Origin of the sequence: Streptomyces silvae (genome assembly GCF_016745505.1) — a bacterium.
GTDB classification, from domain to species: domain Bacteria; phylum Actinomycetota; class Actinomycetes; order Streptomycetales; family Streptomycetaceae; genus Streptomyces; species Streptomyces silvae.
Map to the genome: position 1 here is coordinate 25,918 of NZ_JAERUC010000064.1, position 24,259 is coordinate 50,176.

26 protein-coding genes and 1 pseudogene are annotated in these 24,259 nt (G+C 71.9%); 13 read left to right on the plus strand and 14 right to left on the minus strand.

The window, feature by feature from the left end:
- Window positions 1-53 precede the first annotated feature (53 nt).
- Entirely contained in the window at window positions 54-638 is a 585-nt protein-coding gene (locus JKV81_RS08385) for a suppressor of fused domain protein (protein WP_129265327.1), read from the minus strand.
- A 413-nt stretch (window positions 639-1,051) separates the two neighbouring features.
- On the opposite strand from JKV81_RS08385, the gene JKV81_RS08390 reads away from it, so the two are divergent.
- A complete protein-coding gene (locus JKV81_RS08390) occupies window positions 1,052-2,167 on the plus strand; it encodes a magnesium and cobalt transport protein CorA (RefSeq protein WP_129265326.1) in 1,116 nt (371 codons plus the stop codon).
- 13 nt (window positions 2,168-2,180) lie between these two features.
- Window positions 2,181-2,699, plus strand: coding sequence for a hypothetical protein (locus tag JKV81_RS08395; protein WP_129265325.1), 519 nt, complete (start codon window positions 2,181-2,183; stop codon window positions 2,697-2,699).
- 35 nt (window positions 2,700-2,734) lie between these two features.
- On the opposite strand, the gene JKV81_RS08400 is transcribed toward JKV81_RS08395, so the two are convergent.
- Complete coding sequence (locus JKV81_RS08400) at window positions 2,735-3,487, minus strand: hypothetical protein (RefSeq protein ID WP_202075293.1); 753 nt, start codon at window positions 3,485-3,487, stop codon at window positions 2,735-2,737.
- A gap of 173 nt (window positions 3,488-3,660) precedes the next feature.
- Here JKV81_RS08400 and JKV81_RS08405 point away from each other — a divergent pair, with 173 nt between their 5' ends.
- From JKV81_RS08405 to JKV81_RS08415, 3 genes are read left to right on the plus strand one after another with little or no spacing between them, the layout of a single operon-like run.
- Complete coding sequence (locus JKV81_RS08405; RefSeq protein WP_202075294.1) at window positions 3,661-4,935, plus strand: magnesium transporter MgtE N-terminal domain-containing protein; 1,275 nt, start codon at window positions 3,661-3,663, stop codon at window positions 4,933-4,935.
- The gene (locus JKV81_RS08410) at window positions 4,925-5,485 is read left to right on the plus strand and encodes a DUF1003 domain-containing protein (protein ID WP_129265322.1); all 561 of its coding nucleotides are present in this window, start codon (window positions 4,925-4,927) and stop codon (window positions 5,483-5,485) included. Before JKV81_RS08405 ends, JKV81_RS08410 begins: the two co-directional genes overlap by 11 nt.
- 43 nt (window positions 5,486-5,528) lie before the next feature.
- On the plus strand, window positions 5,529-6,662 hold the full coding sequence (locus tag JKV81_RS08415) for an Mrp/NBP35 family ATP-binding protein (protein WP_099174629.1): 1,134 nt from the start codon (window positions 5,529-5,531) through the stop codon (window positions 6,660-6,662).
- Window positions 6,663-6,733: 71 nt separating this feature from the next.
- On the opposite strand, the gene JKV81_RS08420 is transcribed toward JKV81_RS08415, so the two are convergent.
- The 5 genes from JKV81_RS08420 to sigE all read right to left on the minus strand — a co-directional run bounded on the left by JKV81_RS08420 (window position 6,734) and on the right by sigE (window position 11,979).
- On the minus strand, window positions 6,734-7,480 hold the full coding sequence (locus JKV81_RS08420) for a hypothetical protein (RefSeq protein ID WP_236055813.1): 747 nt from the start codon (window positions 7,478-7,480) through the stop codon (window positions 6,734-6,736).
- A gap of 124 nt (window positions 7,481-7,604) precedes the next feature.
- Window positions 7,605-8,081, minus strand: a complete 477-nt coding sequence (locus JKV81_RS08425) for a sec-independent translocase (RefSeq protein ID WP_099174631.1) — start codon at window positions 8,079-8,081, stop codon at window positions 7,605-7,607.
- A 117-nt stretch (window positions 8,082-8,198) separates the two neighbouring features.
- Window positions 8,199-10,169: a trypsin-like peptidase domain-containing protein gene (locus JKV81_RS08430; protein ID WP_202075295.1), complete on the minus strand. Its 1,971-nt coding sequence runs from the start codon at window positions 10,167-10,169 to the stop codon at window positions 8,199-8,201.
- Window positions 10,170-10,258: 89 nt separating this feature from the next.
- Window positions 10,259-11,221: an anti-sigma factor family protein gene (locus JKV81_RS08435; protein WP_202075296.1), complete on the minus strand. Its 963-nt coding sequence runs from the start codon at window positions 11,219-11,221 to the stop codon at window positions 10,259-10,261.
- Window positions 11,218-11,979 carry an RNA polymerase sigma factor SigE gene (sigE, locus tag JKV81_RS08440; RefSeq protein WP_187281819.1) on the minus strand — a complete coding sequence of 254 codons (762 nt, stop codon included), beginning with the start codon at window positions 11,977-11,979 and terminating at the stop codon, window positions 11,218-11,220. The genes JKV81_RS08435 and sigE overlap by 4 nt, the downstream gene beginning before the upstream one ends.
- Window positions 11,980-12,156: 177 nt before the next feature.
- Here sigE and JKV81_RS08445 point away from each other — a divergent pair, with 177 nt between their 5' ends.
- On the plus strand, window positions 12,157-12,822 hold the full coding sequence (locus JKV81_RS08445; RefSeq protein WP_099174635.1) for an O-methyltransferase: 666 nt from the start codon (window positions 12,157-12,159) through the stop codon (window positions 12,820-12,822).
- Between the two features lie 138 nt (window positions 12,823-12,960).
- Here JKV81_RS08445 and JKV81_RS08450 read toward each other — a convergent pair whose 3' ends face one another.
- A complete protein-coding gene (locus JKV81_RS08450) occupies window positions 12,961-13,128 on the minus strand; it encodes a DUF3117 domain-containing protein (protein WP_003966491.1) in 168 nt (55 codons plus the stop codon).
- A gap of 315 nt (window positions 13,129-13,443) precedes the next feature.
- Between JKV81_RS08450 and chcB the strand changes: the two genes are divergently transcribed.
- Window positions 13,444-14,253, plus strand: a complete 810-nt coding sequence (gene chcB, locus JKV81_RS08455) for a 2-cyclohexenylcarbonyl CoA isomerase (protein ID WP_202075297.1) — start codon at window positions 13,444-13,446, stop codon at window positions 14,251-14,253.
- Window positions 14,254-14,282: 29 nt separating this feature from the next.
- Here chcB and JKV81_RS08460 read toward each other — a convergent pair whose 3' ends face one another.
- Both JKV81_RS08460 and JKV81_RS08465 read right to left on the minus strand, forming a co-directional pair.
- Window positions 14,283-14,867 (minus strand): DNA-3-methyladenine glycosylase I, encoded by a 585-nt coding sequence (locus JKV81_RS08460; protein WP_129265317.1) that lies wholly within the window; start codon window positions 14,865-14,867, stop codon window positions 14,283-14,285.
- The gene (locus JKV81_RS08465) at window positions 14,864-15,256 is read right to left on the minus strand and encodes a DivIVA domain-containing protein (protein WP_236055848.1); all 393 of its coding nucleotides are present in this window, start codon (window positions 15,254-15,256) and stop codon (window positions 14,864-14,866) included. The genes JKV81_RS08460 and JKV81_RS08465 overlap by 4 nt, the downstream gene beginning before the upstream one ends.
- Window positions 15,257-15,358: 102 nt before the next feature.
- On the opposite strand from JKV81_RS08465, the gene folP reads away from it, so the two are divergent.
- Window positions 15,359-16,219: a dihydropteroate synthase gene (gene folP, locus JKV81_RS08470; protein ID WP_202075303.1), complete on the plus strand. Its 861-nt coding sequence runs from the start codon at window positions 15,359-15,361 to the stop codon at window positions 16,217-16,219.
- A gap of 79 nt (window positions 16,220-16,298) precedes the next feature.
- Here the strand turns inward: folP and JKV81_RS08475 are convergent, their stop codons facing one another.
- Together JKV81_RS08475 and dapE are read right to left on the minus strand one after the other, a co-directional pair.
- The gene (locus JKV81_RS08475; RefSeq protein WP_014154245.1) at window positions 16,299-17,084 is read right to left on the minus strand and encodes an LOG family protein; all 786 of its coding nucleotides are present in this window, start codon (window positions 17,082-17,084) and stop codon (window positions 16,299-16,301) included.
- 85 nt (window positions 17,085-17,169) lie between these two features.
- Window positions 17,170-18,249, minus strand: coding sequence for a succinyl-diaminopimelate desuccinylase (dapE, locus tag JKV81_RS08480; protein ID WP_129265314.1), 1,080 nt, complete (start codon window positions 18,247-18,249; stop codon window positions 17,170-17,172).
- Window positions 18,250-18,311: 62 nt separating this feature from the next.
- Between dapE and JKV81_RS08485 the strand changes: the two genes are divergently transcribed.
- Window positions 18,312-19,208, plus strand: coding sequence for a VldE C-terminal domain-containing protein (locus tag JKV81_RS08485; RefSeq protein ID WP_129265313.1), 897 nt, complete (start codon window positions 18,312-18,314; stop codon window positions 19,206-19,208).
- A 298-nt stretch (window positions 19,209-19,506) separates the two neighbouring features.
- A complete protein-coding gene (locus JKV81_RS08490; RefSeq protein WP_129265312.1) occupies window positions 19,507-19,869 on the plus strand; it encodes an ATP-binding protein in 363 nt (120 codons plus the stop codon).
- A 160-nt stretch (window positions 19,870-20,029) separates the two neighbouring features.
- Here JKV81_RS08490 and dapC read toward each other — a convergent pair whose 3' ends face one another.
- Together dapC and fdxA are read right to left on the minus strand one after the other, a co-directional pair.
- Complete coding sequence (gene dapC / locus JKV81_RS08495; RefSeq protein WP_124274542.1) at window positions 20,030-21,133, minus strand: succinyldiaminopimelate transaminase; 1,104 nt, start codon at window positions 21,131-21,133, stop codon at window positions 20,030-20,032.
- Window positions 21,134-21,232: 99 nt separating this feature from the next.
- Entirely contained in the window at window positions 21,233-21,553 is a 321-nt protein-coding gene (fdxA, locus tag JKV81_RS08500; protein ID WP_014154250.1) for a ferredoxin, read from the minus strand.
- Window positions 21,554-21,670: 117 nt separating this feature from the next.
- Here fdxA and JKV81_RS08505 point away from each other — a divergent pair, with 117 nt between their 5' ends.
- The 3 genes and pseudogenes from JKV81_RS08505 to JKV81_RS08515 all read left to right on the plus strand — a co-directional run.
- Window positions 21,671-22,672, plus strand: coding sequence for a GNAT family N-acetyltransferase (locus JKV81_RS08505; protein WP_202075299.1), 1,002 nt, complete (start codon window positions 21,671-21,673; stop codon window positions 22,670-22,672).
- A gap of 30 nt (window positions 22,673-22,702) precedes the next feature.
- Window positions 22,703-23,554 carry a transglutaminase-like domain-containing protein gene (locus tag JKV81_RS08510; protein ID WP_202075300.1) on the plus strand — a complete coding sequence of 284 codons (852 nt, stop codon included), beginning with the start codon at window positions 22,703-22,705 and terminating at the stop codon, window positions 23,552-23,554.
- Window positions 23,555-23,810: 256 nt separating this feature from the next.
- Window positions 23,811-24,259: pseudogene (locus JKV81_RS08515) on the plus strand (coagulation factor 5/8 type domain-containing protein); the annotation flags it as partial.

Sequence of the window (24,259 nt, forward strand, 5' to 3'; positions counted from 1 at the left end):
GCCCGCGGCTCCCCCTCCTGGCCGCGCGGCGGGGCTTCCCACGTCCAGGGCCGTCAGTCCAGCGGTACGGAGGCGCGCAGCGGGTCCCTGAGGTCGGTCCCCTGCGAGAGCCAGCGCTCCTGGAGCTCCTGCGCGCCCCGGACCCGCTTCCAGGCCGCCTCGTTGTGCGTCATCGGCAGCAGCGGCAGGAATTGCACCGGGTCCATCGGCTCGTCCAGCTCCAGGTCCTCGACCAGGCCCCCCGGCTCGGCCACCAGGACGGAGCTGAAGGGAGCCCCGGTCCACAGCGGCTGCCCGAGGTCCAGCGACGCCCCCGGGGCCACGATCAGGCCCTCGACCTGCGGGGAGGCGGCCAGCACCGCGAGGGGCCGCAGCACCTGGTCGGTGTCGGCGAGCCCCACCCGTACGGACAGGACCAGTTCGGCGCGCGGCCCCTTCACCGGGTCGGCCAGCGGCGAGGTCGGGTCGGCCATCGGCTGGGCGGACATGCCGAGTGTGGCGTAGCGCACCACATCCCCGTCGATGAAGCGGAGCACCTCGATGCGGTCCGTGCCGAGGAACGTCACATCGGCGCGTGCGTCCGGCTCCCCCAGCGCCGTACGGAGCCGGGCCTCGACCAGATCAAGAATTTCTCCCATGCCGCGAGCATAGAACGCGTCCCGAACGGGGAAAGGAAGGGATTGGCTCCTCACCTGGCTGATAGCCTGAGGCGTCGGCCGGGACAGCACGCAGAAGCGTCGCTCTCAGTCCTGGCAACACGTGATCCCCCACGGGGGACCGGCCGGAGGAGGTGGGGCTGCGGTGGATCCAAGTCGACCGTGCAGTACCAACCGCCCTTCCGCACGACGCCTTCCTTCTGTGGCCTGACGCCCTCCCCGGCCGTCACCACGGCAGTTCGCGCACCGGAAGAGCCCCGCGTTTTTGCCTGTCTGTAGCGAACGCCGTCATCGTGCCCGCGCGGTGCCGCCCGCTTTGCGGACGTGAGCGCACGTCCCCATTCCGGGCTGTTCCACGTGCCCACCCGACGGCCCTCCGTGAAGAGGAGCCAGCCATGTCGATGATCCGTGACCTGCGCGCCGCCGTGCGCCCGTCCCTGCGCAAGAGCAACACCCCGTACAACAGCTACGACACCACCCGTGACCCCTCCGCCTCCAGCGCCGTCGTCGACTGCGCGGTCTACCGGGACGGGCGCCGGCTCACCGAGGCCTCCTGCCTGACACCGCGTGAGGCGATGCTGCAGGTACGGGAGGAGGGCGGCTTCGCCTGGATCGGCCTGCACGAGCCGACCGAGGAGGAATTCGCCGGTATCGCACGGGAGTTCGGCCTCCACCCGCTGGCCGTGGAGGACGCGGTCCACGCCCACCAGCGGCCCAAGCTGGAGCGGTACGACGACACCCTGTTCACCGTCTTCAAGACGATCCACTACGTCGAGCACGCCGAACTGACCGCGACCAGCGAGGTCGTCGAGACCGGTGAGGTGATGTGCTTCACCGGACGGGACTTCGTGATCACCGTCCGGCACGGCGGACAGGGTTCGCTGCGCGCCCTGCGCCACCGCCTCCAGGAGGACCCGGAGCTGCTCTCCAAGGGCCCCTCCGCCGTGCTCCACTCCATCGCCGACCATGTCGTCGACGGCTACATCGCGGTGGCGGCCTCGGTGCAGGACGACATCGACGAGGTGGAGATCGACGTGTTCTCCACCCCGGCGAAGGGCGGTCCGCGCGGGTCGGACGCGGGCCGGATCTACCAGCTGAAGCGCGAGGTGCTGGAGTTCAAGCGCGCGGTGTCGCCGCTGCTGCGGCCGATGCAGCTGCTGAGCGAGCGCCCCATGCGGCTGATCGACCCCGACATCCAGAAGTACTTCCGTGACGTGGCCGACCACCTGGCCCGGGTGCACGAGGAGGTCATCGGCTTCGACGAGCTGCTGAACTCGATCCTCCAGGCCAATCTGGCGCAGGCCACCGTCACGCAGAACGAGGACATGCGCAAGATCACCTCCTGGGCGGCGATCATCGCCGTACCCACGATGATCTGCGGGGTGTACGGCATGAACTTCAAGCACATGCCCGAACTCCGCTGGACGTACGGCTATCCGATGGTCCTCGCGCTCATCGGCGTCGTCTGCTTCTCCATCCACCGCACCCTCAAGCGCAACGGCTGGCTCTAATACAGTTCAGCCCATGACTGCTGCTGACGTGTTGCTTGCCCGGGCTCTCGTCGAGGAGGCCACCAAGAAGTCCGGTCTGATCTGGGTGCGGGGCACCGGCCCCTCCCGGGCGCTGTGGCACGTGTGGCACGAGGGTGCGGCCGTGCTCGTCGGGGACGGCCCCGGGGAGCAGCCGCTCCCCTCCGGGCTGGACGCCGGCGGGGCCGCCGAGGTGACCGTACGCAGCAAGGACAAGGGCGGCAGGCTCGTGACCTGGGCCGCCACCGTCACCGTGCTGGAGCCTCGCTCCGAGGCGTGGGAGGCGGCCGTCGCCGAGCTCAAGGGCAAGCGGCTGAACGCCCCGGACGCCGAGCAGCTGACGGAGCGCTGGGCGCGTGAGTGCCGGGTCGTCCGGCTGACGCCCGGCGACTCCCGCACGGACCTGCCGGACGGTTCGCTGGCCGCCGCACCGCTGCCCACCGCGGCGACCACGCGGCACACGGCGCCCGCCGCGCTCCCCCGGCTGCTGCTGAAGCGCCGCGGGAAGCGCTGACTCCCGTTCCGTCAGCCGGAGGACCCGCGGTCCCGTCAGCCGGAGGACCTGGGCAGCTCGCCGCCGTAGTCGACGGTGTCGTCCTCGGCCGGCGCCTCCAGCGGGAAGGCCTTGCCCCAGTCGGCGAGGGAGACCGTGCCACCGCCGCCGCCACGCGCCACCCGCAGGGGGTACGGAGTCCCCTTGAGGGAGACGTCCAGTGCGCCACCCTCACCCTTTCCCCCCATGATCTGCACGGTGCGCACCCCGCCGACCGTGCCCCGGTCGCCCTTGTTGACCTTCCCGTGGAGGGACAGCATCCCGTCGAGCAGCGTCTCCTTCTCCGTGAAGCCGCGCAGCTGCTGGTAGGTGGGGTCGTCCTCGGGCACCTTCACGTACTTGCCGCCGAGCTTGTCGGCGGCCTGGTCGTTCCCGTCGTCGGCCTTCTCGTCCTTCCAGAAGCCGGCGTCGGCCTTGAGGAAGAGCTCGTCGCCGATGCGCAGCAGCGCGAAGGTGTTCTTGCTCGACGTGACCGAGCCGGTGCCGCCCTTGCCGCTGAGCTGCATGTTCAGGCTGTACGTCCCGCCCTTGCTGACCAGCTTGCCCGTCAGCCGTACCGCCTCGGCGGCGTCGGCCGCGGCGAGCGCCTTCTTCTCAATCTGCGCGGCCGTCAGCTTGCCGACACCGTTGGTCCCCTGGTCGGGGTCCTCCCCCGCGCAGGCCGTGAGCGCGACGGTCAGCCCCGCGCTGAGCACCACGGCGAGTGCGGTCCGGTGGTGGGCCCGGACGGCCGGGGCGGAAGAGGTCACGGGCGCACTGCCTCTCATCTGTGTGTCTGGGGTTGGCAGACGGCAGCGTACCCGTGCCGCGTACGCCGTTCGGCAGAGCGCCGTACGGACGGCCCACCAAGACGTCACGGACCGGTACGGGCTAGCCTGATCACGGCGAAGGAGGACGTGAGGGACCGAGGGAGGCGCACAGGATGGCGGCAGTGACTCCCAGGGTCTTCGTCTCGCACCTCGCCGGCGTACCGGTGTTCGACCCGAACGGCGATCAGGTGGGCCGGGTCCGCGACCTGGTGGCGATGCTCCGGGTGGGCGGCAAGCCGCCACGGTTGCTCGGCATGGTCGTCGAGGTCGTGAGCCGGCGGCGCATCTTCCTGCCGATGACCCGGGTGACCGGGGTCGAGTCCGGCCAGGTCATCACCACGGGCGTGGTCAACATGCGGCGCTTCGAACAGCGCCCGACCGAGCGACTCGTCCTCGGCGAGTTCCTCGACCGGCGGGTGCGCCTGAAGGAGACGGACGAGGAGGTGACCGTCCTCGACGTCGCCATCCAGCAGCTCCCGGCCCGCCGCGACTGGGAGATCGACAAGTTCTTCGTACGCAAGGGACGCGGCGGAGCGCTGCGCCGCAAGGGCGAGACCCTGACGGTCGAGTGGTCGGCGATCAGCGGCTTCTCGCTGGAGGAGCAGGGGCAGGGCGCCGAGAGCCTGGTGGCGACCTTCGAGCGGCTGCGTCCGACCGACGTCGCCAACGCCCTGCACCACCTGACGCCCAAGCGCCGTGCCGAGGTCGCGGCGGCGCTGGACGACGAGCGGCTCGCGGATGTCCTGGAGGAGCTCCCCGGTGACGACCAGGTGGAGATCCTGGGCAAGCTGGCGGAGGACCGTGCCGCGGACGTCCTGGAGGCGATGGACCCGGACGACGCGGCCGACCTGCTCTCGGAGCTGCCGGAGGCGGACAAGGAACGGCTGCTGGCCCTGATGCGGCCGGACGACGCCGCCGACGTACGGCGTCTGCTGTCGTACGAGGAGCGGACCGCGGGCGGTCTGATGACGACCGAGCCGATCATCCTGCGGCCGGACGCGACGGTCGCGGACGCGCTGGCCAGGGTCCGCCAGCAGGACCTCTCCCCCGCGCTGGCCGCCCAGGTGTACGTCTGCCGGTCGCCGGACGAGACCCCGACCGGCAAGTACCTGGGCACCGTGCATTTCCAGCGGCTGCTGCGTGATCCGCCGTACACGCTGGTCAGCTCGATCGTCGACAGCGATCTGGTCCCCCTGGCGCCGGACACGCCGCTGCCCGCCGTGACCAGCTATCTGGCCGCGTACAACCTGGTCTCGGTGCCCGTGGTGGACGAGAGCGGCTCGCTGCTGGGCGCGGTGACCGTCGACGACGTGCTGGACCACCTGCTCCCCGAGGACTGGCGCGAGACGGACTTCCTGGGCGAGGGGGAGATCAACGGTGGCCGCTGAGGACCGCGCGAGGGCCGTGCCGACGGGTGCCTCGGGCATCGCGCGCCCGCCGCGTCCCCGGCTCGACCAGCCGAAGGCACCGCGGCGCCGGCTGCTGCCCGAGTACGACCCCGAGGCGTTCGGCCGGTTCTCCGAGCGCATCGCCCGCTTCCTGGGCACCGGGCGGTTCATCGTCTGGATGACCCTGATCATCATCGTGTGGGTGGTGTGGAACATCTTCGCGCCGCGGGAACTGCGGTTCGACCAGTACCCGTTCATCTTCCTGACCCTGATGCTCTCCCTCCAGGCGTCCTACGCCGCGCCCCTGATCCTCCTCGCGCAGAACCGCCAGGACGACCGCGACCGGGTCACCCACGAGCAGGACCGCAAGCAGAACGAGCGCTCCATCGCCGACACCGAGTTCCTCAGCCGGGAGATCGCCGCGCTCCGGATGGGCCTCGGGGAGGTCGCCACGCGGGACTGGATCCGCTCGGAGCTGGAGGCCATGGTGAAGGACATGGAGGAGCGCCGGATCCTCCCGCAGGCCGAGAGTGACGAAGGTGACCGCTGAGGGGCTACCCGCGCGTAGCCCCCGGCGCCGTACCATCGTCCGTATGGCTACGGAAGACGCGGTGCGCGAAGCGCTGGCGACAGTGAACGACCCGGAGATCCACCGACCGATCACCGAGCTGGGCATGGTGAAGTCGGTCGAGATCGATCCTGACGGTGTAGTCGCTGTCACCGTCTATCTCACGGTTTCCGGCTGCCCGATGCGCGAGACGATCACCAAGAACGTGACCGACGCGGTGGCCCGTGTCGAGGGTGTGTCGCGGGTCGAGGTCACGCTCGACGTGATGAGCGACGAACAGCGCAAGGAGCTCGCCTCCTCGCTGCGCGGCGGCACGGCGGAACGGGAGGTGCCGTTCGCCAAGCCGGGCTCGCTGACCCGGGTCTACGCGGTGGCGTCCGGCAAGGGCGGCGTCGGCAAGTCCTCGGTGACGGTGAACCTCGCGGCCGCGATGGCGGCCGACGGCCTCAAGGTGGGCGTGGTCGACGCGGACATCTACGGGCACAGCGTGCCCCGGATGCTCGGCGCCGACGGCAAGCCCACCCAGGTCGAGAACATGATCATGCCGCCGTCCGCGCACGGCGTGAAGGTGATCTCCATCGGCATGTTCACCCCGGGCAACGCCCCGGTGGTGTGGCGCGGCCCGATGCTGCACCGCGCGCTCCAGCAGTTCCTGGCCGATGTGTACTGGGGCGACCTGGACGTCCTGCTGCTGGACCTCCCGCCGGGCACCGGTGACATCGCGATCTCCGTGGCACAGCTCGTCCCGAACGCCGAGATCCTGGTCGTCACGACCCCGCAGCAGGCCGCCGCCGAGGTGGCGGAGCGGGCCGGCTCCATCGCCGTACAGACCCACCAGAAGATCGTCGGTGTCGTCGAGAACATGTCGGGCATGCCGTGCCCGCACTGCGACGAGATCGTCGACGTGTTCGGCGCGGGCGGCGGACAGCGGGTCGCCGACGGGCTGACGAAGACGGTCGGCGCGGAGGTGCCGGTCCTCGGGTCCATCCCGATCGACGTACGGCTGCGTGAGGGCGGCGACGAGGGCAAGCCCGTCGTCCTGTCCGACCCGGACTCCCCCGCGGGCTCCGCGCTGCGCTCCATCGCGGAGAAGCTGAGCGGCCGTCAGCGCGGCCTGTCGGGCATGTCGCTGGGGCTCACCCCGCGCAACAAGTTCTGAGCGCCGAACGGGTGGGGGCGGCCTCCTGAGGAGGCCGCCCCCACCCGTTCGCGTGTCGCCGAGTTCCGTCCCTAGCTCCGGCTGTCGCTCCCGTCCGGGTTCATGTGGCCGGTGACGCCCTCGGCCCCGTTCCGGTCCGCGTTCTCGTTCTCGTTCTCGTTCTCGTACGAGGCGATGTCGCCGATCACCGAGAATCCCAGGCCGTAGGCGCTCATGCCGCGCCCGTAGGCGCCGATGTGCACCCCTTCGGGGGCCGATCCCGCGAGCACCCAGCCGAACTCGGACTCGCGGTAGTGGAAGTCCACCGGCACGCCGTCCACCGGCAGCGACAGCGTCGACCAGGGGTCCCGGCCCAGATCGTCCGCGAGCTCGAACGCGGTTTCGATCTGCTGGTTCAGCCATTCGCCACGCAGGGTGTGGTCCATCTGCGGGGGCCAGGTGCAGTCCAGCAGGCCAGAGCCCGCCAGCCAGGCCGCCGACGAGACCGTGGTGGCGTCCAGGACCCCCGTGCCGTCGTCGCTGTGCCGCACGGGGCTGCTGCCCACGGTCACGACCACGGCGAAACGCGCCTTCTCGGCTCCCGCGTCCGCCCGTACGACCGGCTCCTCACCGTGTCCGGTGGAACCGTGCTGCACCGTGTCGTCCGCCGCGGCGGTGACGTGCATCAGCCAGCGCGGCCCTGTGAAGGCCTCGTCCAGCCCGTACCACGGGAACGATGCCTTGAGATAGCCGTCGACAGTACGCCGGGTCGCCGGCACCCCCTCTGCGGTGACTGTGCTGGGCGCACCATCCGCCCCTGCCCGACTCGTCGTCTCCATCTGCCCGGCCGCCTCCTCGATCTTTCATGATCCGGAGCGGCCCTCCCCCCGTGGGCATGGGCAAACGCGCAACCGGACAGATGGAGAATAGCCATACCGTCCGGACGAGTCGGGATTGACGGGCTCAGGTGGCGTCTGCGTCGAAGGGCGGGCGCTCGTCCGCGGCCGGCTGCGCGGGCTTCTTCAGGAGGTCCGGGGAGGACTTCTTGAGAAGGTCCGGGCCGGCGGCTGCACCCGCCGCGGCGGCCGCCGTGCCGGTGGACGTGGCGCTCTCGCGGCCGTTCACCGCGTCGGTGACCTCGGCCATCTCCTTGCGCAGGTCGAAGCTCTCGCGGATCTCCTTGAGCCCCAGATCGTCGTTGCCGTCCATGAGCTGCTTGCGGACGAACGTCTTGGGGTTGAGGTCCTCGAACTCGAAGTCCTTGAACTGCGGACCGAGCTCCGAGCGGATGTCTTCCTTGGCACTGTCCGAGAACTCACGGATCTTGCGGATGGTGCGCGTGACGTCCTGGATGACCTTGGGCAGCTTCTCCGGGCCGAATACGAGCACGGCGAGAACCACGAGCGTCAGCAGCTCGAGTGCGCCTATGTCATTGAACACCTTGCTGCTCCTCGTGTTCTCTGCGTGGTCTCCGCGTGGTCTCCGCCGCCAGGTCAGGGGCCCGGACCGCTCCACGGTACCCGGCGAAGCTGTCCGTGCGGTACCTGCCGGTGGCTGTCAGGTGCCGCTCGCCGACCCCAGGGTCAACGTCATGGACAGGTCTTTGCCACCGCGGGTCAGGACGAGCCGGAGCTGGTCACCGGGCCGGTGGGCGCGGATCTTGACGATGAGTTCCTCGCCGCTGTGCACGCGCTGGCCCTCCACCTCGGTGATGATGTCGCCCGTCCTGATGCCCGCCTTGTCGGCCGGGCCGCCCTTGGTCACGGCCGCTCCGCCGTCGGACACCTTGCCTCCGACCTTGGCGCCGTCGCCGGTGAACTCCATGTCCAGCGTGACGCCGATCACGGGGTGGGTGGCCTTTCCGGTGTTGATCAGCTCCTCGGCGACCCGCTTGCCCTGGTTGATCGGTATCGCGAAGCCGAGCCCGATGGAGCCGGACTGGCCACCGTCGAGACCTGATCCGCTGTCGGCCGCGCGGATGGCGCTGTTGATGCCGATGACCCGGGCCTCGGTGTCGACCAGGGGGCCGCCGGAGTTGCCCGGGTTGATCGGCGCGTCGGTCTGCAGTGCGTCGACGTAACTGACGTCGGTCCCGTCGCCCTTCTCACCGCCCGCGGTGATGGGCCGCTGCTTGGCGCTGATGATGCCGGAGGTGACGGTGTTGGAGAGGTCGAAGGGGGCGCCGATGGCCACCACCGGGTCGCCCACCTGCACGTTGTCGGAGTTGCCCAGGGGCAGCGGCTTGAGGCCCGAGACGCCGGTCACCTTGACGACGGCCAGGTCGTAGCCGCTGTCCTTGCCGACGATCTCGGCCGGGGCGCTCTCCCCGCCGCTGAACGTGACGGTGATGTCGCCGGTGGAGCCGGCGGGGGCGACCACATGGTTGTTGGTCAGGATGTGGCCCCTGTCGTCGAGGACGAAGCCGGTGCCGGTGCCGGACTCGGCGGTGCCGTTGACATGCAGGGTGACCACGCTGGGCAGGGCGCTGGAGGCGATCCCGGCGACGCTGTCGGGCGCCCGGCCGCCGCTGTCCCGGCCGGCCTGGGGCAGTTCGACCGTGGTCAGCCCGCCGTTGCGCTCGACGTACGCGCCGATGCCGCCGCCGATCCCGCCGGCCACGAGGGCGAGCAGCGCGGCGCCGACGAGGAGCGAGCCGGGGCGGCCCCTGCGCGGCGGGGCGTCCGTCCCCTGGCCCGGGCCGGGGTGGCTCAGCGGCTGCTGGGGCGCGCCCCAGGGGTCGTACCGCAGCCACTGCGAGGGCTGCTGCGGGCTCTGCTGGTCCTGTACGGGGGGCTGCTGACCGGGCTGGGCCGCCGTGTGCTGCGGCGGCACGGTGTGCCCCGGGGGCGGGGGCGGCCAGCCCTCGGCGTGTCCCTGGGCGTCCGGGACGGGCACGGGCGCGGGGAGGTGCGCGGCCACACCGTGGCCGTTCGTCCCCGCGTACGGCGGCGGTACGGGGGTCCCGTGGGCCGGGGTCGCCACGGGGCGCTGCACGGGCGGCGCGGGCGCCCAGGGCCCCGGGCCGCCGTACGGCGGGGTGCTGTACTCGTCGGGCGCGTGCAGGGGCCCCGTACGGTGCGGGGGCTCGGCGGCGGAGGGCGCGGTGTCCGCCGGCGCGGCGGCGAGGGGCGCGGGGTCCATGAGCCGGGTGTCCGTGGGTGCGGGGCCCATGAGTGCGCCGGGCGCGGTGTCCATGGGTCCGTCGGCCGTGGGCGCGGGGCCCGTGGATGCACTGACCGCCGGTGCGGGCGCCGCCGGTTCCGCGGCCGGCGGCGCGGAGGCCTGCTGCCGGGGGGCGGGCGGTGCCGGGGTGAAGTCGCCGTCGTCGTCCTCGGGCGTGGGCGGTACTCCGGCCGCAGCCGTGGGCGCGGCCGGTCGACCGGCCGCCGCCTCTCCGCGCTCCCCGCCCGGGGGCGGGACCGTGCCCGCGTCGGGCGACGCGTCCTCCGGGCCGGCCTGACGGTGCCGTTCCCCGGAGGGACGGCTCCACCACTTCGTCTTCGGCCCGCTGGGCTTCCCGTCGTCCATGCTCTCCCCGCAACTGGCCCTTGCACGCCTCACGGAGGCGTCCCTCCCGGAATTCAACCAGGTTTGCGAATCCCCGCGCAGGGTCCTGGTCAGCGCAGCGGGGTGAGCGGCATCGCGCGGTCGTACAGCGGCGGGGCGGAGGCCGTCGCGGACGGCGCGGACGGCTTCGGGTCCGCGCTCGCGCCGAGCCCCGGCGAGTACAGCGGGCCGGCGTCGGTCGGGCGTATCAGCGGCGGCACGGTCACGTTCAGCACGGGGAAGGCGAACGTGCCCCCGGTGAGGGCCGAGGTGCTCAGCAGCGAGGGCGCGGAGGCGGGCACCGGCCGGGCGGACGAGGACGGCGCGGCGCTCGGCCGGAGGTCCTGTCCCTCTCCGGCGGCGAGTGCGCCGCCACCGCTGCGGCTGGCCGCCGCACTGGCGGTGCCGGTCCGCTCCTCGGCGTCGAGGGGGGTCACATTGCTGCCCGTGCCCTCGGCGCTGAGCGGTGAGTCGGGGCTGTGGTCGAGCGGGAGGGAGCCTCCCAGCGCGATGGCCGCGAGCGAGACCGCGCTGGCCGCGACGAAGGCGAAGCGCCGGGCGCGCCAGGGGGAACGGTCCGGCTCCCGGGCCACGTCGTGGATGCGGAAGCCCGTACCGGACGCGCCGCCCGGCAGCACGGCGGTCGAGCCGTGGGCGGTGGGGAGATATCCGAAGCCGTCCAGCGGGGAGCGCGGCTGTTCGCCGGGCCCGCCGGGGTGCACCACCGGGAAGACCCCGTCCCCGAAGCGCCGGCGGCCGCGCGGCCCGTCGCCCGGACCGTCGTCACCGCCGCTGGGGCCCCCGGGGAGGCCCTGCAGACGGGCGAGGAAGCCCTCGGAGGGCGAAGGCGCGGCGGAGGTCGCGAAGGCGCTCTTCAGCCGCCGCTGGGCATCGGCCTCGGCCTTGCACCTGGAACAGGTCGCCAGATGGGCCAGGACCCGCTCCCGGGCATCGTGTTTGAGCTCGCCGTCGACAAGCGCGGCGAGGCGGTCCCCCAGATGCTGCTCCGCGGGGGTCGGACCTGTGCCACTCACGCCGTGCCGCCCTCCCCTGCCAGGACCGCGTCCGCGAGGGAACGCTGCTCGGCGCGGGCCTCGGGCGAACGGTGCTTGAGCGCCTTGCGCAGGTGCGAACGGCCACGGTGGATACGGCTGCGCACCGTCCCGAGCTTGACGCCGAGCGTGGCGGCGATCTCCTCGTACGAGAGTCCCTCGATGTCGCAGAGCACGACCGCCGCACGGAACTCGGGCGCGAGCGTGTCCAGCGCCTGCTGGACGTCCGCGTCGAAGTGCGTGTCGTTGAAGACCTGCTGCGGGGAGGGCTCACGGCTCGGCAGCCGCTCGGCCGCGTCGTCGCCGAGGGAGTCGAAACGGATCCGCTGCTTGCGGCGGACCATGTCCAGGAAGAGATTCGTCGTGATCCTGTGCAGCCAGCCCTCGAAAGTGCCCGGCGTGTAGGTCGACAGCGACCGGAAGACACGGACGAAGACTTCCTGGGTGAGGTCCTCGGCGTCGTGCTGGTTACCCGTCAGCCGGTAGGCCAGGCGGTACACCCGGGCGCTGTGCGTGCTGACGATCTCTTCCCATGAGGGCGGGGTCCACGCCTGTGAATCCGCATCTGAGGCGAAGGTCGCGGTCGGTGCGGAATCGTTGGAAGAACGGTCAGCAATGTCGGTCACGGATTTCGGCTCACCCGCCGACCTGAGAAGACGCCGCAGCGCACCTCTCCGATCCACAGGCGCAGCCGCACCTCCCCTATCGGCTCTGGTGGTGTCCAGTGGAGCCCCTACCATAGCCACCTCGCCCGTTAGCTCCGGATAAGCCTTTTTACCTGCTGGTGTCCCGGTCTCCCGGGAGCAAGAGGCACATTCCGGGCCAGGCCACAGGGCCCGGTCCACGTGTTCTCCCCTGCCCCCTCCTAACGCCTGGTCCCATCTGCGGGTTCCCGGGTCCAGCGGATACAGTCACCGTTGCGCCAACTACGGGGACAGGAGAGGGTCATTACCGCCAACCGGCAGACGAGCTGGGCATTCGCCGACGCCTTTGTCGCCGAGGAAGAAGCTCTGCTCTGGGCCCGGGACCGGGCCCACGAGACAGGGCTCCGCCCGGTGTCGTCAGGCACCGGTGCGGCACTGCGCCTGCTCGCTGCCACGGCGGACGCCAAAGCCGTGGCCGAGATCGGCACCGGAACCGGCGTGTCCGGTATCTATCTGCTGCAGGGCATGCGCCCGGACGGCGTACTGACCACCGTCGACCCGGAGCCCGAGCGCCAGCAGTTCGCCCGGGAGGCCTTCCGTGCCGCGGGCTTCGCCACGAACCGGGCCCGTTTCATCCCGGGGCGCGCCCTCGACGTACTGCCGCGGCTCGCGGACGGCGGATACGACCTCGTCTTCTGCGACGGCGACCGCCTGGAGAGCCTCGACTGCCTCGCTGAATCGTTGCGCCTGCTGCGGCCGGGCGGCCTGGTCTGTTTCGAGGGCGTCTTCGCCGACGGCCGCACGATCGACTCGGCCGCGCAGCCGGCCGAGGTGCTGCGCCTGCGCGAACTGCTGCGGGCCGTGCGCGAGAGCCAGGAGCTCATGGCGACACTGCTGCCGGTGGGCGACGGCCTGCTGTGCGCGGTACGGCGCGGCTGACCCCCGTCCGCCTCCGGCTCCCACGCGGCCCTGGTCCGCCCCCGGCTCGAAAGCGCCCCCGCCACCCTGCCCCCGGCGCACCACTGCCCCGGCACGGAGTCCGTGCCGGGGCAGTGGTGAAGTGTGGGCGCCTCCGCCTCAGCCGACGACCTTCTTCAGCGCGTCACCGAGTGCATCGGCCTCGTCCGGAGTCAGCTCGACGACAAGCCGACCGCCGCCTTCGAGCGGAACGCGCATGACGATGCCCCGCCCCTCCTTTGTCACCTCGAGCGGGCCGTCGCCCGTCCGCGGCTTCATGGCCGCCATGCTCGTTCCCCTTCCTGAAACCAGCTCATCGCAGCCGGCGGCCCCATGACAGGCGCTGCCTCACCGGCGTCGAACACAATGCTTCCTCCGCATTATCCCGCATCAGGGACCCCGATGACCAACATCGGTCGGCATCGCTTGCGCAACGCGCTCTCTCAAAACCACTCAATTCGGCGATCCAACTGCGATACTGCGCCGCCGTCGGCCCCCAGCCGAAGTCCAATCGTTAGACGCAGGTCACATGTCCCGTGCCCCCGAAGTCCGCCATGCTTGCCTGGACAGGCACGACGCCGGACCCGTAAGGAGACCCTGCACATGGCCGACACGGCTGACACGGTGCTCACCGACGTGAGCGACGGGCTCGCGACGATCACGATCAATCGCCCCGACGCGATGAACGCCATGAACACCGCCGCGAAGGTCGCGCTCCGCGACGCGCTGCTGAGGGTCGCGGACGACTCCGCCGTGCGCGCGGTTCTGCTCACCGCCACCGGGCGCGCCTTCTGCGTCGGCCAGGACCTCAAGGAGCACGTCGCCAAGCTCTCCGAGGCCCGCGAGTCGGACGGCGGCAACGCGCTGAGCACGGTGCGCGAGCACTACAACCCCATCGTCCGCGCCCTCACCGAGATGGAGAAGCCCGTCGTCGCGGGGGTCAACGGGGTCGCCGCGGGGGCGGGCTTCGGCTTCGCGCTCGCCGCCGACTACCGCGTGGTCGCCGACACCGCCGCCTTCAACACGTCCTTCGCGGGTGTCGCGCTGACCGCCGACTCCGGCGTCTCCTGGACACTGCCGCGGCTGATCGGCCAGAGCCGCGCGGCCGACCTGCTGTTCTTCCCGCGCTCGATCTCCGCCCAGGAGGCGTACGAGCTGGGCCTGGTGAACAAGGTGGTGCCCGCGGCCGACCTGGCGAAGGAGGCCCAGGCGGTGGCCCGCGCCTTGGCGGACGGGCCGACGGTGGCCTACGCGGCCCTGAAGGCGTCCATGGCGTACGGCGCCGGGCACACGCTCCCCGAGGCGCTGGAGAAGGAGGACGAACTCCAGACGAGGGCGGGCGCGTCGCAGGACCACACGATCGCGGTCGAGGCGTTCCTCGCCAAGCAGCCGCCGAAGTACCTCGGCAGGTAGCGGGGAGGGCGGCGGGCGGCCGGCAGGGCTTACCGGCCGCCGCCCCGGGCCACGCAGTCGGCCAGGTGGTCGTCGACGAGCCCGCAGGCCTGCATCAGGGCGTACGCGGTCGTGGGGCCGACGAAGCGGATGGACCGCTTCTTCAGCTCCTTGGCCAGCGCGGTGGACTCCGGGGTGACCGCCGGCACGTCGGCGAGGACCCTGGGGGCCGGCCGCGTGGCCGGATCGGGTGCGTACGACCAGATGAGCGCGTCGAGCTCACCCTCGCCCCAGCCGGCCAGCACCTTGGCGTTGGCGAGGGTGGCGTCGATCTTCGCGCGGTTGCGGATGATGCCGGCGTCGCCGAGGAGGCGCTCCCTGTCGGCGTCGGTGAACTCCGCCACGGCGGAGATCTTGAATCCGGCGAACGCGCTGCGGAAGCCCTCGCGGCGGCGCAGGATCGTCAGCCAGGACAGCCCCGACTGGAACGCCTCCAGGCAGAGCCGCTCGAAGAGGGCGTCGTCGCCGTGGACGGGGCGGCCCCACTCGGTGTCGTGGTAGACGAGGTAGTCCTCGGTGGACAGGCCCCAGGGGCAGCGCGGACGCCCGTCCCCGGCCGGTTCGGCGCCGCTCATCGGCCGTCCTCCCGGTCCTGCGGTCCGTCCTCGGCGGCGGGCGCCTCGCCCGGCCGCTTGAACAGGTCCGGGCCGTTCACCGCGGTCGCCTGGGCCCCGGCGAGCGCCGACTCCAGCTCGGCGATGTGGGCGTCCCGCTCGGCGAGCTCCGCCCCCAGCCTGCCGAGGGCCTCGTCCACGTCGGTCATGCGGTAGCCGCGTACGGCCATGGGCAGCCGCATGGCCTCGACATCGGCACGGCCGACGGGCCGGTTCGCGGGCAGCGGGTCGGTGAGCCGCTCGGGCTCGACCTCCTGCAGCACCGCGCTCCCGCCTCCACCGACCACCGCCAGGGTGACCGCGGCCACGACCACGACCATCGTCAGCAGCAAGAACCAGAACACGCGCATCTCCCTGGGGGCGGAATACCTGTCCAGGTCAGATCGTGCCATGCGGCACCGACAGTTAGGGTCGCAGGCGGACTACAGGGAGGAAGAGGGATGCGAAGCGGTGTGCTCAGGCTGGGGCGGCGGGAGTTCGGGCCGCACGAGCCGGTGATCATGGCGATCGTGAACCGGACTCCCGATTCCTTCTACGACCAGGGGGCCACGTTCCGCGACGAACCGGCGCTCTCCCGGGTCGAGCAGGCCGTCGCCGAGGGCGCCGCGATCATCGACATCGGCGGGGTGAAGGCGGGCCCCGGCGAGGAGGTCTCGGCCCAGGAGGAGGCGCGCCGCACGGTCGGCTTCGTCGCCGAGGTGCGCCGTCGTCACCCGGACGTCGTGATCAGCGTGGACACCTGGCGGCACGACGTGGGCGAGGCCGTCTGCGAGGCCGGGGCCGACGTGCTGAACGACGCGTGGGGCGGCGTCGACCCGAAGCTGGCGGAGGTGGCCGCGCGGTACGGAGCGGGGCTGGTGTGCACGCACGCGGGCGGCGCCGAGCCCCGGACCCGGCCGCACCGGGTCGCGTACGACGATGTGATGGCGGACATCCTGCGGGTGACCCTGGGGCTCGCCGAGCGGGCCGTGGAGCTCGGGGTCAGGCCGGACGGGATCATGATCGACCCGGGGCACGACTTCGGGAAGAACACCCGGCACTCCCTGGAGGCGACGCGCCGGCTGGAGGAGATGACGGCGACGGGCTGGCCCGTCCTGGTCTCGCTCTCCAACAAGGACTTCGTCGGGGAGACCCTCGACAGGCCGGTCAAGGAGCGTGTGATCGGCACGCTCGCCACGACGGCCGTGTCGGCGTGGCTGGGGGCGCAGGTGTACCGGGTGCACGAGGTCGCCGAGACCCGGCAGGTCCTGGACATGGTGGCGTCCATCGCGGGACACCGGCCGCCGGCGGTCGCACGGCGCGGCCTCGCGTAGACCCGTACGCCGCTCCCCCACGGCCGTACGGGCGAGCGGGGGCAGGGAGCCACCCGGCCCCTGCCCCGCCCTGCCCCTGCTACCGGCCGACTTCCTTCGTCACCAGCCGGACCGCCTCGTCCACGTCGTCCGTGACGTGGAACAGCATGAGGTCGTGCTCGGACGCCTTGCCGCCCGCGACCACGGTGTCCCGCAGCCAGTCGACCAGGCCACCCCAGTACGCCGTACCGAACAGGACGATCGGGAAGCGCGTCACCTTGCCCGTCTGCACCAGGGTCAGCGCCTCGAAGAGCTCGTCCAGCGTGCCCAGGCCGCCCGGCAGGACGACGAATCCCTGGGCATACTTCACAAACATCGTCTTTCTGACGAAGAAGTACCGGAAGTTGACGCCGATGTCGACATGTGGATTCAGCCCGGACTCGAAGGGCAACTCGATGCCCAGCCCGACCGAGACGCCCTTGGCCTCCCTGGCCCCCTTGTTCGCCGCCTCCATCGCGCCGGGGCCGCCGCCCGTGATGACGGCGAAGCCTGCCTCGACGAGCGCCTTGCCGATCTGTACGCCCGCCTCGTAGTCCGGTCCGCCCGCCGGTGTGCGGGCCGAGCCGAAGACGCTGATGGCGCTGGGCAGTTCCGCCAGCGCGCCGAAGCCCTCGACGAACTCGGACTGGATCCGCATGACCCGCCAGGGGTCGGTGTGGACCCATTCCGAGTCGCCCTCGGAATCCAGCAGCCGCTGATCGGTCGTGCCCGGCTGGACCTGGTCCCTGCGGCGCAGTACCGGACCCAGTCGCTGTTCCTCCGGCTTCACCGCACCCTCGGGAATCTGCGCGCCCTCGGGGATCCGTGCGTCCTCCGGGTTGCCCATGACCTGCTCCCTCCGCCGACCTGCGATGTGCGTGTGTCGCTTCAGCGTAGATCGGCCGAGGTTACGCGCAGGGGAATGCCGTGAGTCAGCTGGTGAGCCAGGAGCGGAGGCGCTCCTCGCAGTGCGTGATCCGCTCGACGCGCACATGCTCGTCGCGCTTGTGGGCGTACAGCGGGTCACCGGGGCCGTAGTTCACCGCGGGGATGCCCAGGGAGCCGAAACGGGACACGTCCGTCCAGCCGAACTTGGGCCGTGCGACGCCGCCGACCGCGTCCATGAACGCCTTGGCCGCCGGGTGCGAGAGCCCGGGCATCGCGGCACCGGTGTGGTCGTCCACGACGAACTCGGCGACGCCGCAGTCCGCGAAGACCTCCTGGACGTGCGCCTCGGCCTCCTCGGCCGTGATGTCGGGGGCGTAGCGGTAGTTCACGACGAGGGTGCAGGCGTCCGGGATGACGTTGGTGGCCACGCCTCCCTCGATGCCCACGGCGTTGAGCCCCTCGCGGTACTCCAGCCCGTCGATGACCGGGCGGCGCGGCTCGTACGCGGCCAGCCGGGCCAGCGCGGGGGCGGCCGCGTGGATCGCGTTGGACCCCATCCAGCCGCGCGCGGAGTGCGAGCGCTCGCCCGCGAACCGCAGATGGACGCGGAGGGTGCCCTGGCAGCCTCCCTCGACCTCGCCGTTGGAGCCCTCCAGGAGGACCGCGAAGTCCGCGTCGAGCCACTCGGGGTGCGCCTCGGCCACGTGCCCGAGGCCGTTGAGGTGGGCGGCGACCTCTTCGTTGTCGTAGAAGATGAACGTGAGGTCGCGGTTGGGCTCCGGCACCGTCGCCGCGATGCGCAGCTGCACGGCGACGCCCGACTTCATGTCGGAGGTCCCGCAGCCCCACAGCACGCCGTCGCCGTCGAGCCTGGACGGCACGTTGTCCGCGATCGGGACGGTGTCGATGTGCCCGGCGAGCACGACACGCTCGGCACGGCCCAGCCGGGTCCTGGCCACGATGTTGTTGCCGTGCCGGTCGACAGTCAGGTGCGGCAGCGGGCGCAGGACCGCCTCGATGGCGTCGGCGAGGTCCTTCTCCTGCCCGCTGACCGACGGGAAGTCGACCAGCCGGGCGGTGAGCTCCGGCCCGTCCAGGGCGAGGTCGAGCGTGTGTCCATCCATGGTCACGAGCCTAAGGGACCGAGCTCTCCGCCCCGGTCCTACCCTCCAGTACGGTGGGCCCCGTGCCCCGGTCCAGCTCCTCTCCCCGACGTAGCCGCCTCCTCCGCGTCGCGGCCGCCCTCGCCGTGCTCGTGGCGCTGGCCGGCTATCTGGCCGTGCAGTACCTCTCCGGCAACAAGGGCTCACCCCGCTGCACCGTGGGCCCCGCCGACGGCGGCGAGGGGCGTACGTACGAGCTGAGCCCCGACCAGGCGGCCAACGCCGCCACGATCTCCGCCGTGGGCACCACACGCGGGCTGCCGGAGCGCGCGGTGACCATCGCCCTGGCGACCGCGCTCCAGGAGTCCGCGCTGCGCAACCTCGACCACGGCGACCGGGACTCGCTGGGGCTCTTCCAGCAGCGCCCCTCGCAGGGGTGGGGGACGCCCGCGCAGATCATGGACCCGGTCTACGCGTCGGGGAAGTTCTACGAGCACCTCGCCGAGGTCCCGGGCTACTCGCGGCTGCCGCTGACCGTCGCGGCCCAGCGGGTGCAGAAGAGCGGCTTCCCGCAGGCGTACGCCAAGCACGAGCCGGACGCCACACTGCTGGCCGCCGCGCTGACCGGCCGGGCCCCCGCCTCGCTGACCTGCTCGGTGCAGGCGCCGTCGGCCGAGGGCCCGGGGGACGCGGCCGAGGTGCGGTCCGACCTGGTGCGCGCCTTCGGCAAGGACGTCCTGCCGTCCGCCGGGTCGGCGGGCTCCTCCGCGGCGGGCACGGTGTCGGTGCCCGTGCGGGCCGGGGACGGGAGCACGTCGCAGCACGGCTGGGAGCTCGCCCACTGGGCGGTCGCACGGGCCGGCACCCTGCGGATCACGGAGGTCTCGTACGCGGGCCGGGTGTGGACCAGCGACACGGGCTGGCGGACGGAGCGTAAGGAATCGGGCGCCACAACCGTCCGAATGCGCCTCGCTCAGTAGTACGGCCCGTCGTCCGTACGGGGTGTCGGGCGCCCGCCGGACTCCACCGTCCCGACACCCCCGACTTACGGGCCGATTCCCTTGCGGGCCAAGGGAAGTGACGGTTCATCAGGCGTCCTCCGAATGCGCCGTTCGCCCGGGTTCCTCCGTTGCGGATTATCTGACGCATTACCCAGTCTTTGCCTTGATGCCCCGCAACCTTCCCCGCCCCCGGACCGGTTGTTCAGTGCGTCCGATCACCGGACAGGCGGATTCCACATCCGCCGCGAACCCGTTGACGTCCCGTCGAAGGAGCATCATGTCCCTCCCCCTGACCCGCCGGATCGCCCGTGCCGCGCTGCTGATCGCCGCAGGTGCGGCCCCCGTGGTCGGCGCGGCCGGAGCCGCGGGTGCCGCGGGGCTGCCGCAGACCCCCGCGCTCGGCGGCCTCACCTCGCTGGACGGCGCCGGACTCAGCAGCACGCTGGACTCCGCCTCCAAGCAGGGCTCCGAGGTGGCGAACGAGACCGGCGGCAAGGTGGTCGGCACGACCCTGCCCGCCGCGGGCAAGACCCTCCAGAAGGCCGGCACCGTGGCCGACGGCGAGCTGTCGGAGGACACCCTCCCGACCAAGGGCCTGCCGACCAAGAACCTCCCCACCAAGGGCCTGCCGATCGGCTGATCCGCCGGACGGCACGACCGTGCCGGGCATGCGAAGGGGCCTCGGGAGTGCGCACTCCCGAGGCCCCTCGCCGTACAGCCGCTCCGCCGCACAGCCGCTCGCCGTCCGTACAAGGCCGTCCCGGGACAGCCGCCCCGTACAAACCCGCCGTACAGGCCGCCTAGGACAGCCGCTTGACCGCCGCGTCCACCCGCTCGTCCGAGGCCGTCAGCGCCACCCGTACGAAGCGGTCCCCGGCCGGCCCGTAGAAGTCGCCCGGCGCCACCAGGATGCCGAGCTCCGCCAGGTGCGCCACGGTCTCCCAGCAGGGCTCGTCGCGCGTGGCCCAGAGGTAGAGGCTCGCCTCGCTGTGCTCGATCCGGAAGCCGTGGGCCTCCAGTGCGGCCCGCAGCACCGCGCGCCGCCGCGCGTAACGCTCCCGCTGCTCCGCCACGTGCGTGTCGTCGCCCAGCGCCGCGACGGTCGCCGCCTGGACCGGGGCCGGCGTCATCATCCCGCCGTGCTTGCGGATCTGGAGCAGCTCGCCGAGGACGGCCGCGTCGCCCGCGATGAAGGCCGCGCGGTAGCCGGCCAGGTTGGAGCGCTTGGAGAGCGAGTGGACGGCGACGAGGCCCTCGTACGAACCGCCGCAGACGTCCGCGTGCAGCACGGAGACGGGCTCGGCCTCCCAGCCGAGCTCCAGGTAGCACTCGTCGCTGAAGACCAGCACCCCGTGCTCGCGCGCCCAGGCGACGATCCGGATCAGCTCGTCCTTCGGCAGGACGCGGCCCGTCGGGTTGGACGGCGAGTTGAGCCAGAGCAGCTTCAGGCCCTCAGGGTCCAGCTCCGTCGGGTCGTCGTAGACGACGGGCTCGGCGCCGCAGAGCCGCGCCCCGACCTCGTACGTCGGGTAGGCGAGCCGGGGGTAGGCGACCTTGTCGCCCGCGCCGAGACCCAGCTGGGTCGGCAGCCAGGCCACCAGCTCCTTGGAGCCGACGACCGGCAGCACGTTCCCGTGCGTCACACCCGTCGCGCCGAGCCTGCGCTCCACCCAGCCGGTCAGGGCGTCACGCAGCGCCTCGGTCCCCCACACCGTCGGATAGCCGGGGCTGTCCGCCGCGCCGATCAGCGCCTGCTGGATCAGCTCGGGCACCGGGTCGACGGGCGTACCGACGGACAGGTCCACGAGGCCGTCCGGATGGGCCACGGCCGTCGCCTTGTAGGGCGCCAGCTTGTCCCAGGGGAAGACCGGGAGACGGGAGGAGACGGGAACTGCTGCGGACACGGAACTCTGCTTTCTCGTACGGGGCCGTGGCGGCCGGAAAACACCTCGGTCCCGCACGGTGACAAGCCGTACGGGACCGGGCGGCGCTCGTGCGGCCGCTTACTGGTTCTGCGGCGGCAGCGCGGCGATGAACGCGTGGTCGCGCTCGATGAGGCCCAGCTTGGAGGCACCACCCGGCGAGCCGAGGTCGTCGAAGAACTCGACGTTCGCCTTGTAGTAGTCCTTCCACTCCTCCGGGGTGTCGTCCTCGTAGAAGATGGCCTCGACCGGGCACACCGGCTCACAGGCTCCACAGTCGACGCACTCGTCCGGATGGATGTACAAGGACCTGGAGCCCTCGTAGATGCAGTCGACGGGGCACTCTTCGATGCAGGCCTTGTCCTTCACGTCGACACAAGGCTGCGCGATGACGTAGGTCACGCTGTCGTTCCTCCTCGGTAGGGCGTTGGCTCTCGCGCGGGAGCGCGGCGTCGTCGATGCCCGCCCCTAGTATCTCCGTTCCGGGGCACGATCCGAACAGGAGGGGCAGACAGAGCTGTGGAATTCACCATCGGCGGACGGCTCGAGGTTCGCATAACACCCGCTGACGTGGGCAAACGCGTGTCCGTGCGGCGCGTCGCCGACGTGCCCGGCGAGGGTGCGAAGTTCACCGACACGGTCGGCGTTCTCACATCGTGGGACGACGGAGTGCTGTCGGTCACGACGAAGAGCGGCGAGACCATCCGCATCGCGGAATCCGCGCTGGTGGCGGGCAAGGTGGTGCCCCCGGCCCCGGCACGCCGCCGCGGTCCCGCGGCCTCCTTCGGTGAACTCGCCCTGGTGACCGCGCGCGCCTGGCAGCCCGTGGAGAGCGAACTCCTGGGCGAGTGGCGGCTGCGCGCGGCCGGCGGATTCACCCGCCGCGCCAACTCCGTGCTGCCGCTCGGCGATCCGGGTCTCCCGCTCGGCGAGGCACTCGGGCGTGTCACCCGCTGGTACGAGGACCGGGGCCTGCCCGCCTGCATCCAGGCGGCCACCGGAGCCGAGGGGACGCAGGAGCGGCTCTGCGCGGGCCTGGAGGAGCACGGCTGGCGGCGCGAGGTGACCGCCGAGGTGCGGATCGCCGCGCTGGCACCGGTCGGCGACCTGGACACGGACATCTCCGCCGTACGGCTGGCCCGGGAGCCGGACGACGCGTGGCTCTCCCGGTACCAGCGCTTCGGGACTCCCGGGCCCCATGTGCGCGCGGTGCTGGGCAGCGGGCCCTCCGTCCTGTTCGCCTCCGTGCCGGGCGACGATCCGGCGGGGGCGCCCGCGGCGATCGGACGCTGCGTGGTGGACGGCCGCTGGGCGGGCTTCATGGCCGTCGAGGTGGACCCCGCACAGCGGCGCCGCGGTCTCGCCACGGCCGTCATGACGGCGCTGGCGCGTACGGCGCTGGACGAGGGCGCCTCGGCCGCGTGGCTCCAGGTGGAGGCGGACAATGGAGGTGCCCGTGCGCTGTACGACGGCATGGGCTTCGCCACCCACCACAGCTACCACCACTTCCGGCCCGCGTAGCGGGGACAGCAGCAGGGGGACGTGTCGCACATGAGCGCCGAGGATCCGGCCACGGCCGAACGACGGCGGCGGTTCGCCGAGGAGGCCCGCGCCGAACGGCCCGACCTCGCGCTGCTCTGCCTGCTGCTGGGCGCGGAGGCGGCCCCTCCGGCGCCCGGGGACGCCGATCCCCATGGCATCGACGCGGCGCAGATCGAGCTGGACCGGCTGGCCGGCCTCCTCCCGTACGGGGCGCGCGGGCCCCGCGTGTGGGCGTCCGCGCTCGCCGAACTGCTCGGCGAGCGCTGCGGTTTCGCGGGCTCCTCCCAGGACTACCAGCGGCTGGACTCCTCGGTGCTCCAGCAGGTGCTGCGGCGGCGCAGGGGCCTGCCCATCCTGCTGTCCGTGGTCTGGATCGAGGTCGCCCGGAGAGCCGGTGCCCCCGTCTACGGGCTGTCGCTCCCTGGCCATTACGTGGTCGGGTTCGGCGACCCGGCCGAGCGGGTGCTGGCCGATCCCTTCTCCGGCGGCGCCCCGCTGAGCGGTGAGGACGCGGAGCTGATGGTGGCCGGGGCGACCGGGGCGCCGCCCTCGGCGACGACGCAGGTGCCCGCCAGGCCGCTGGAGACGGTGCTGCGGATCCTGAACAACATCCGGGCCTGGGCGGCGGCGCGCCCCGAGCGCACGGATGTGGCGCTGTGGGCGCTCGACCTGTCCCTGCTGCTGCCCTCGCACCCCGCGAGGCTCCGCTACGAGCGGGCGCAGCTCCTCGTGCAGCGCGGGGAGTTCCTGCGCGGGGCGGCGGAGATGGACGAGTACGCGGAGATCGTCGACGGCATCGAGCCGACGGCCGCCGAGGCGATCCGCCACCGCGCCCAGGCCGCCAGGGCGCTGCTGAACTGAACGCGTACGCACCGGACGGCCCCGCCGCGTGGTCATCCTCTGAACTCACGGGCCGGGCCGACTGGGCGCAAAGTCTCCCAATTGCCGTACGGCCGAAGCCATTTGTTGCCCGTACGGCAAACAGTTGAGGCTCCTGATGCACACCTCTTGACGTGTCCAGGGCGACGGCGGTTACATCGGCGAAACGAGAGAGCGCTCTCTCGCCTCTCTCGAGGTTCCGTCGTGCACCCGTACCACGACCCAGGAGACGTCATCCATGCAAGCTCCCCCCACGAGTTCCGCGCCCCCCACCGCTCCTCGCCGGCACCGCCGTTCCAAGGCCGTCGGTTTCGCCGCGCTCGCCGTTTCGCTGCTCATGGCCTTCCCCACAGCCCAGTCGGCGTTCGGCGACGAGACCGCGGAGCTGCCCGGCGGCGGCGACCTCGGCCCCAACGTGCTGGTCTTCGACCCGTCCACCCCTGACATCCAGGGCAAGGTCGACGAGGTCTTCAAGAAGCAGGAGTCGAACCAGTTCGGCACCGACCGCTACGCGCTGATGTTCAAGCCGGGCACGTACGACAACATCAACGCCCAGATCGGCTTCTACACCTCGATCGCCGGGCTCGGCCTGAACCCCGACGACACCACCTTCAACGGTGACGTGACCGTGGACGCCGGCTGGTTCGACGGCAACGCCACCCAGAACTTCTGGCGTTCGGCCGAGAA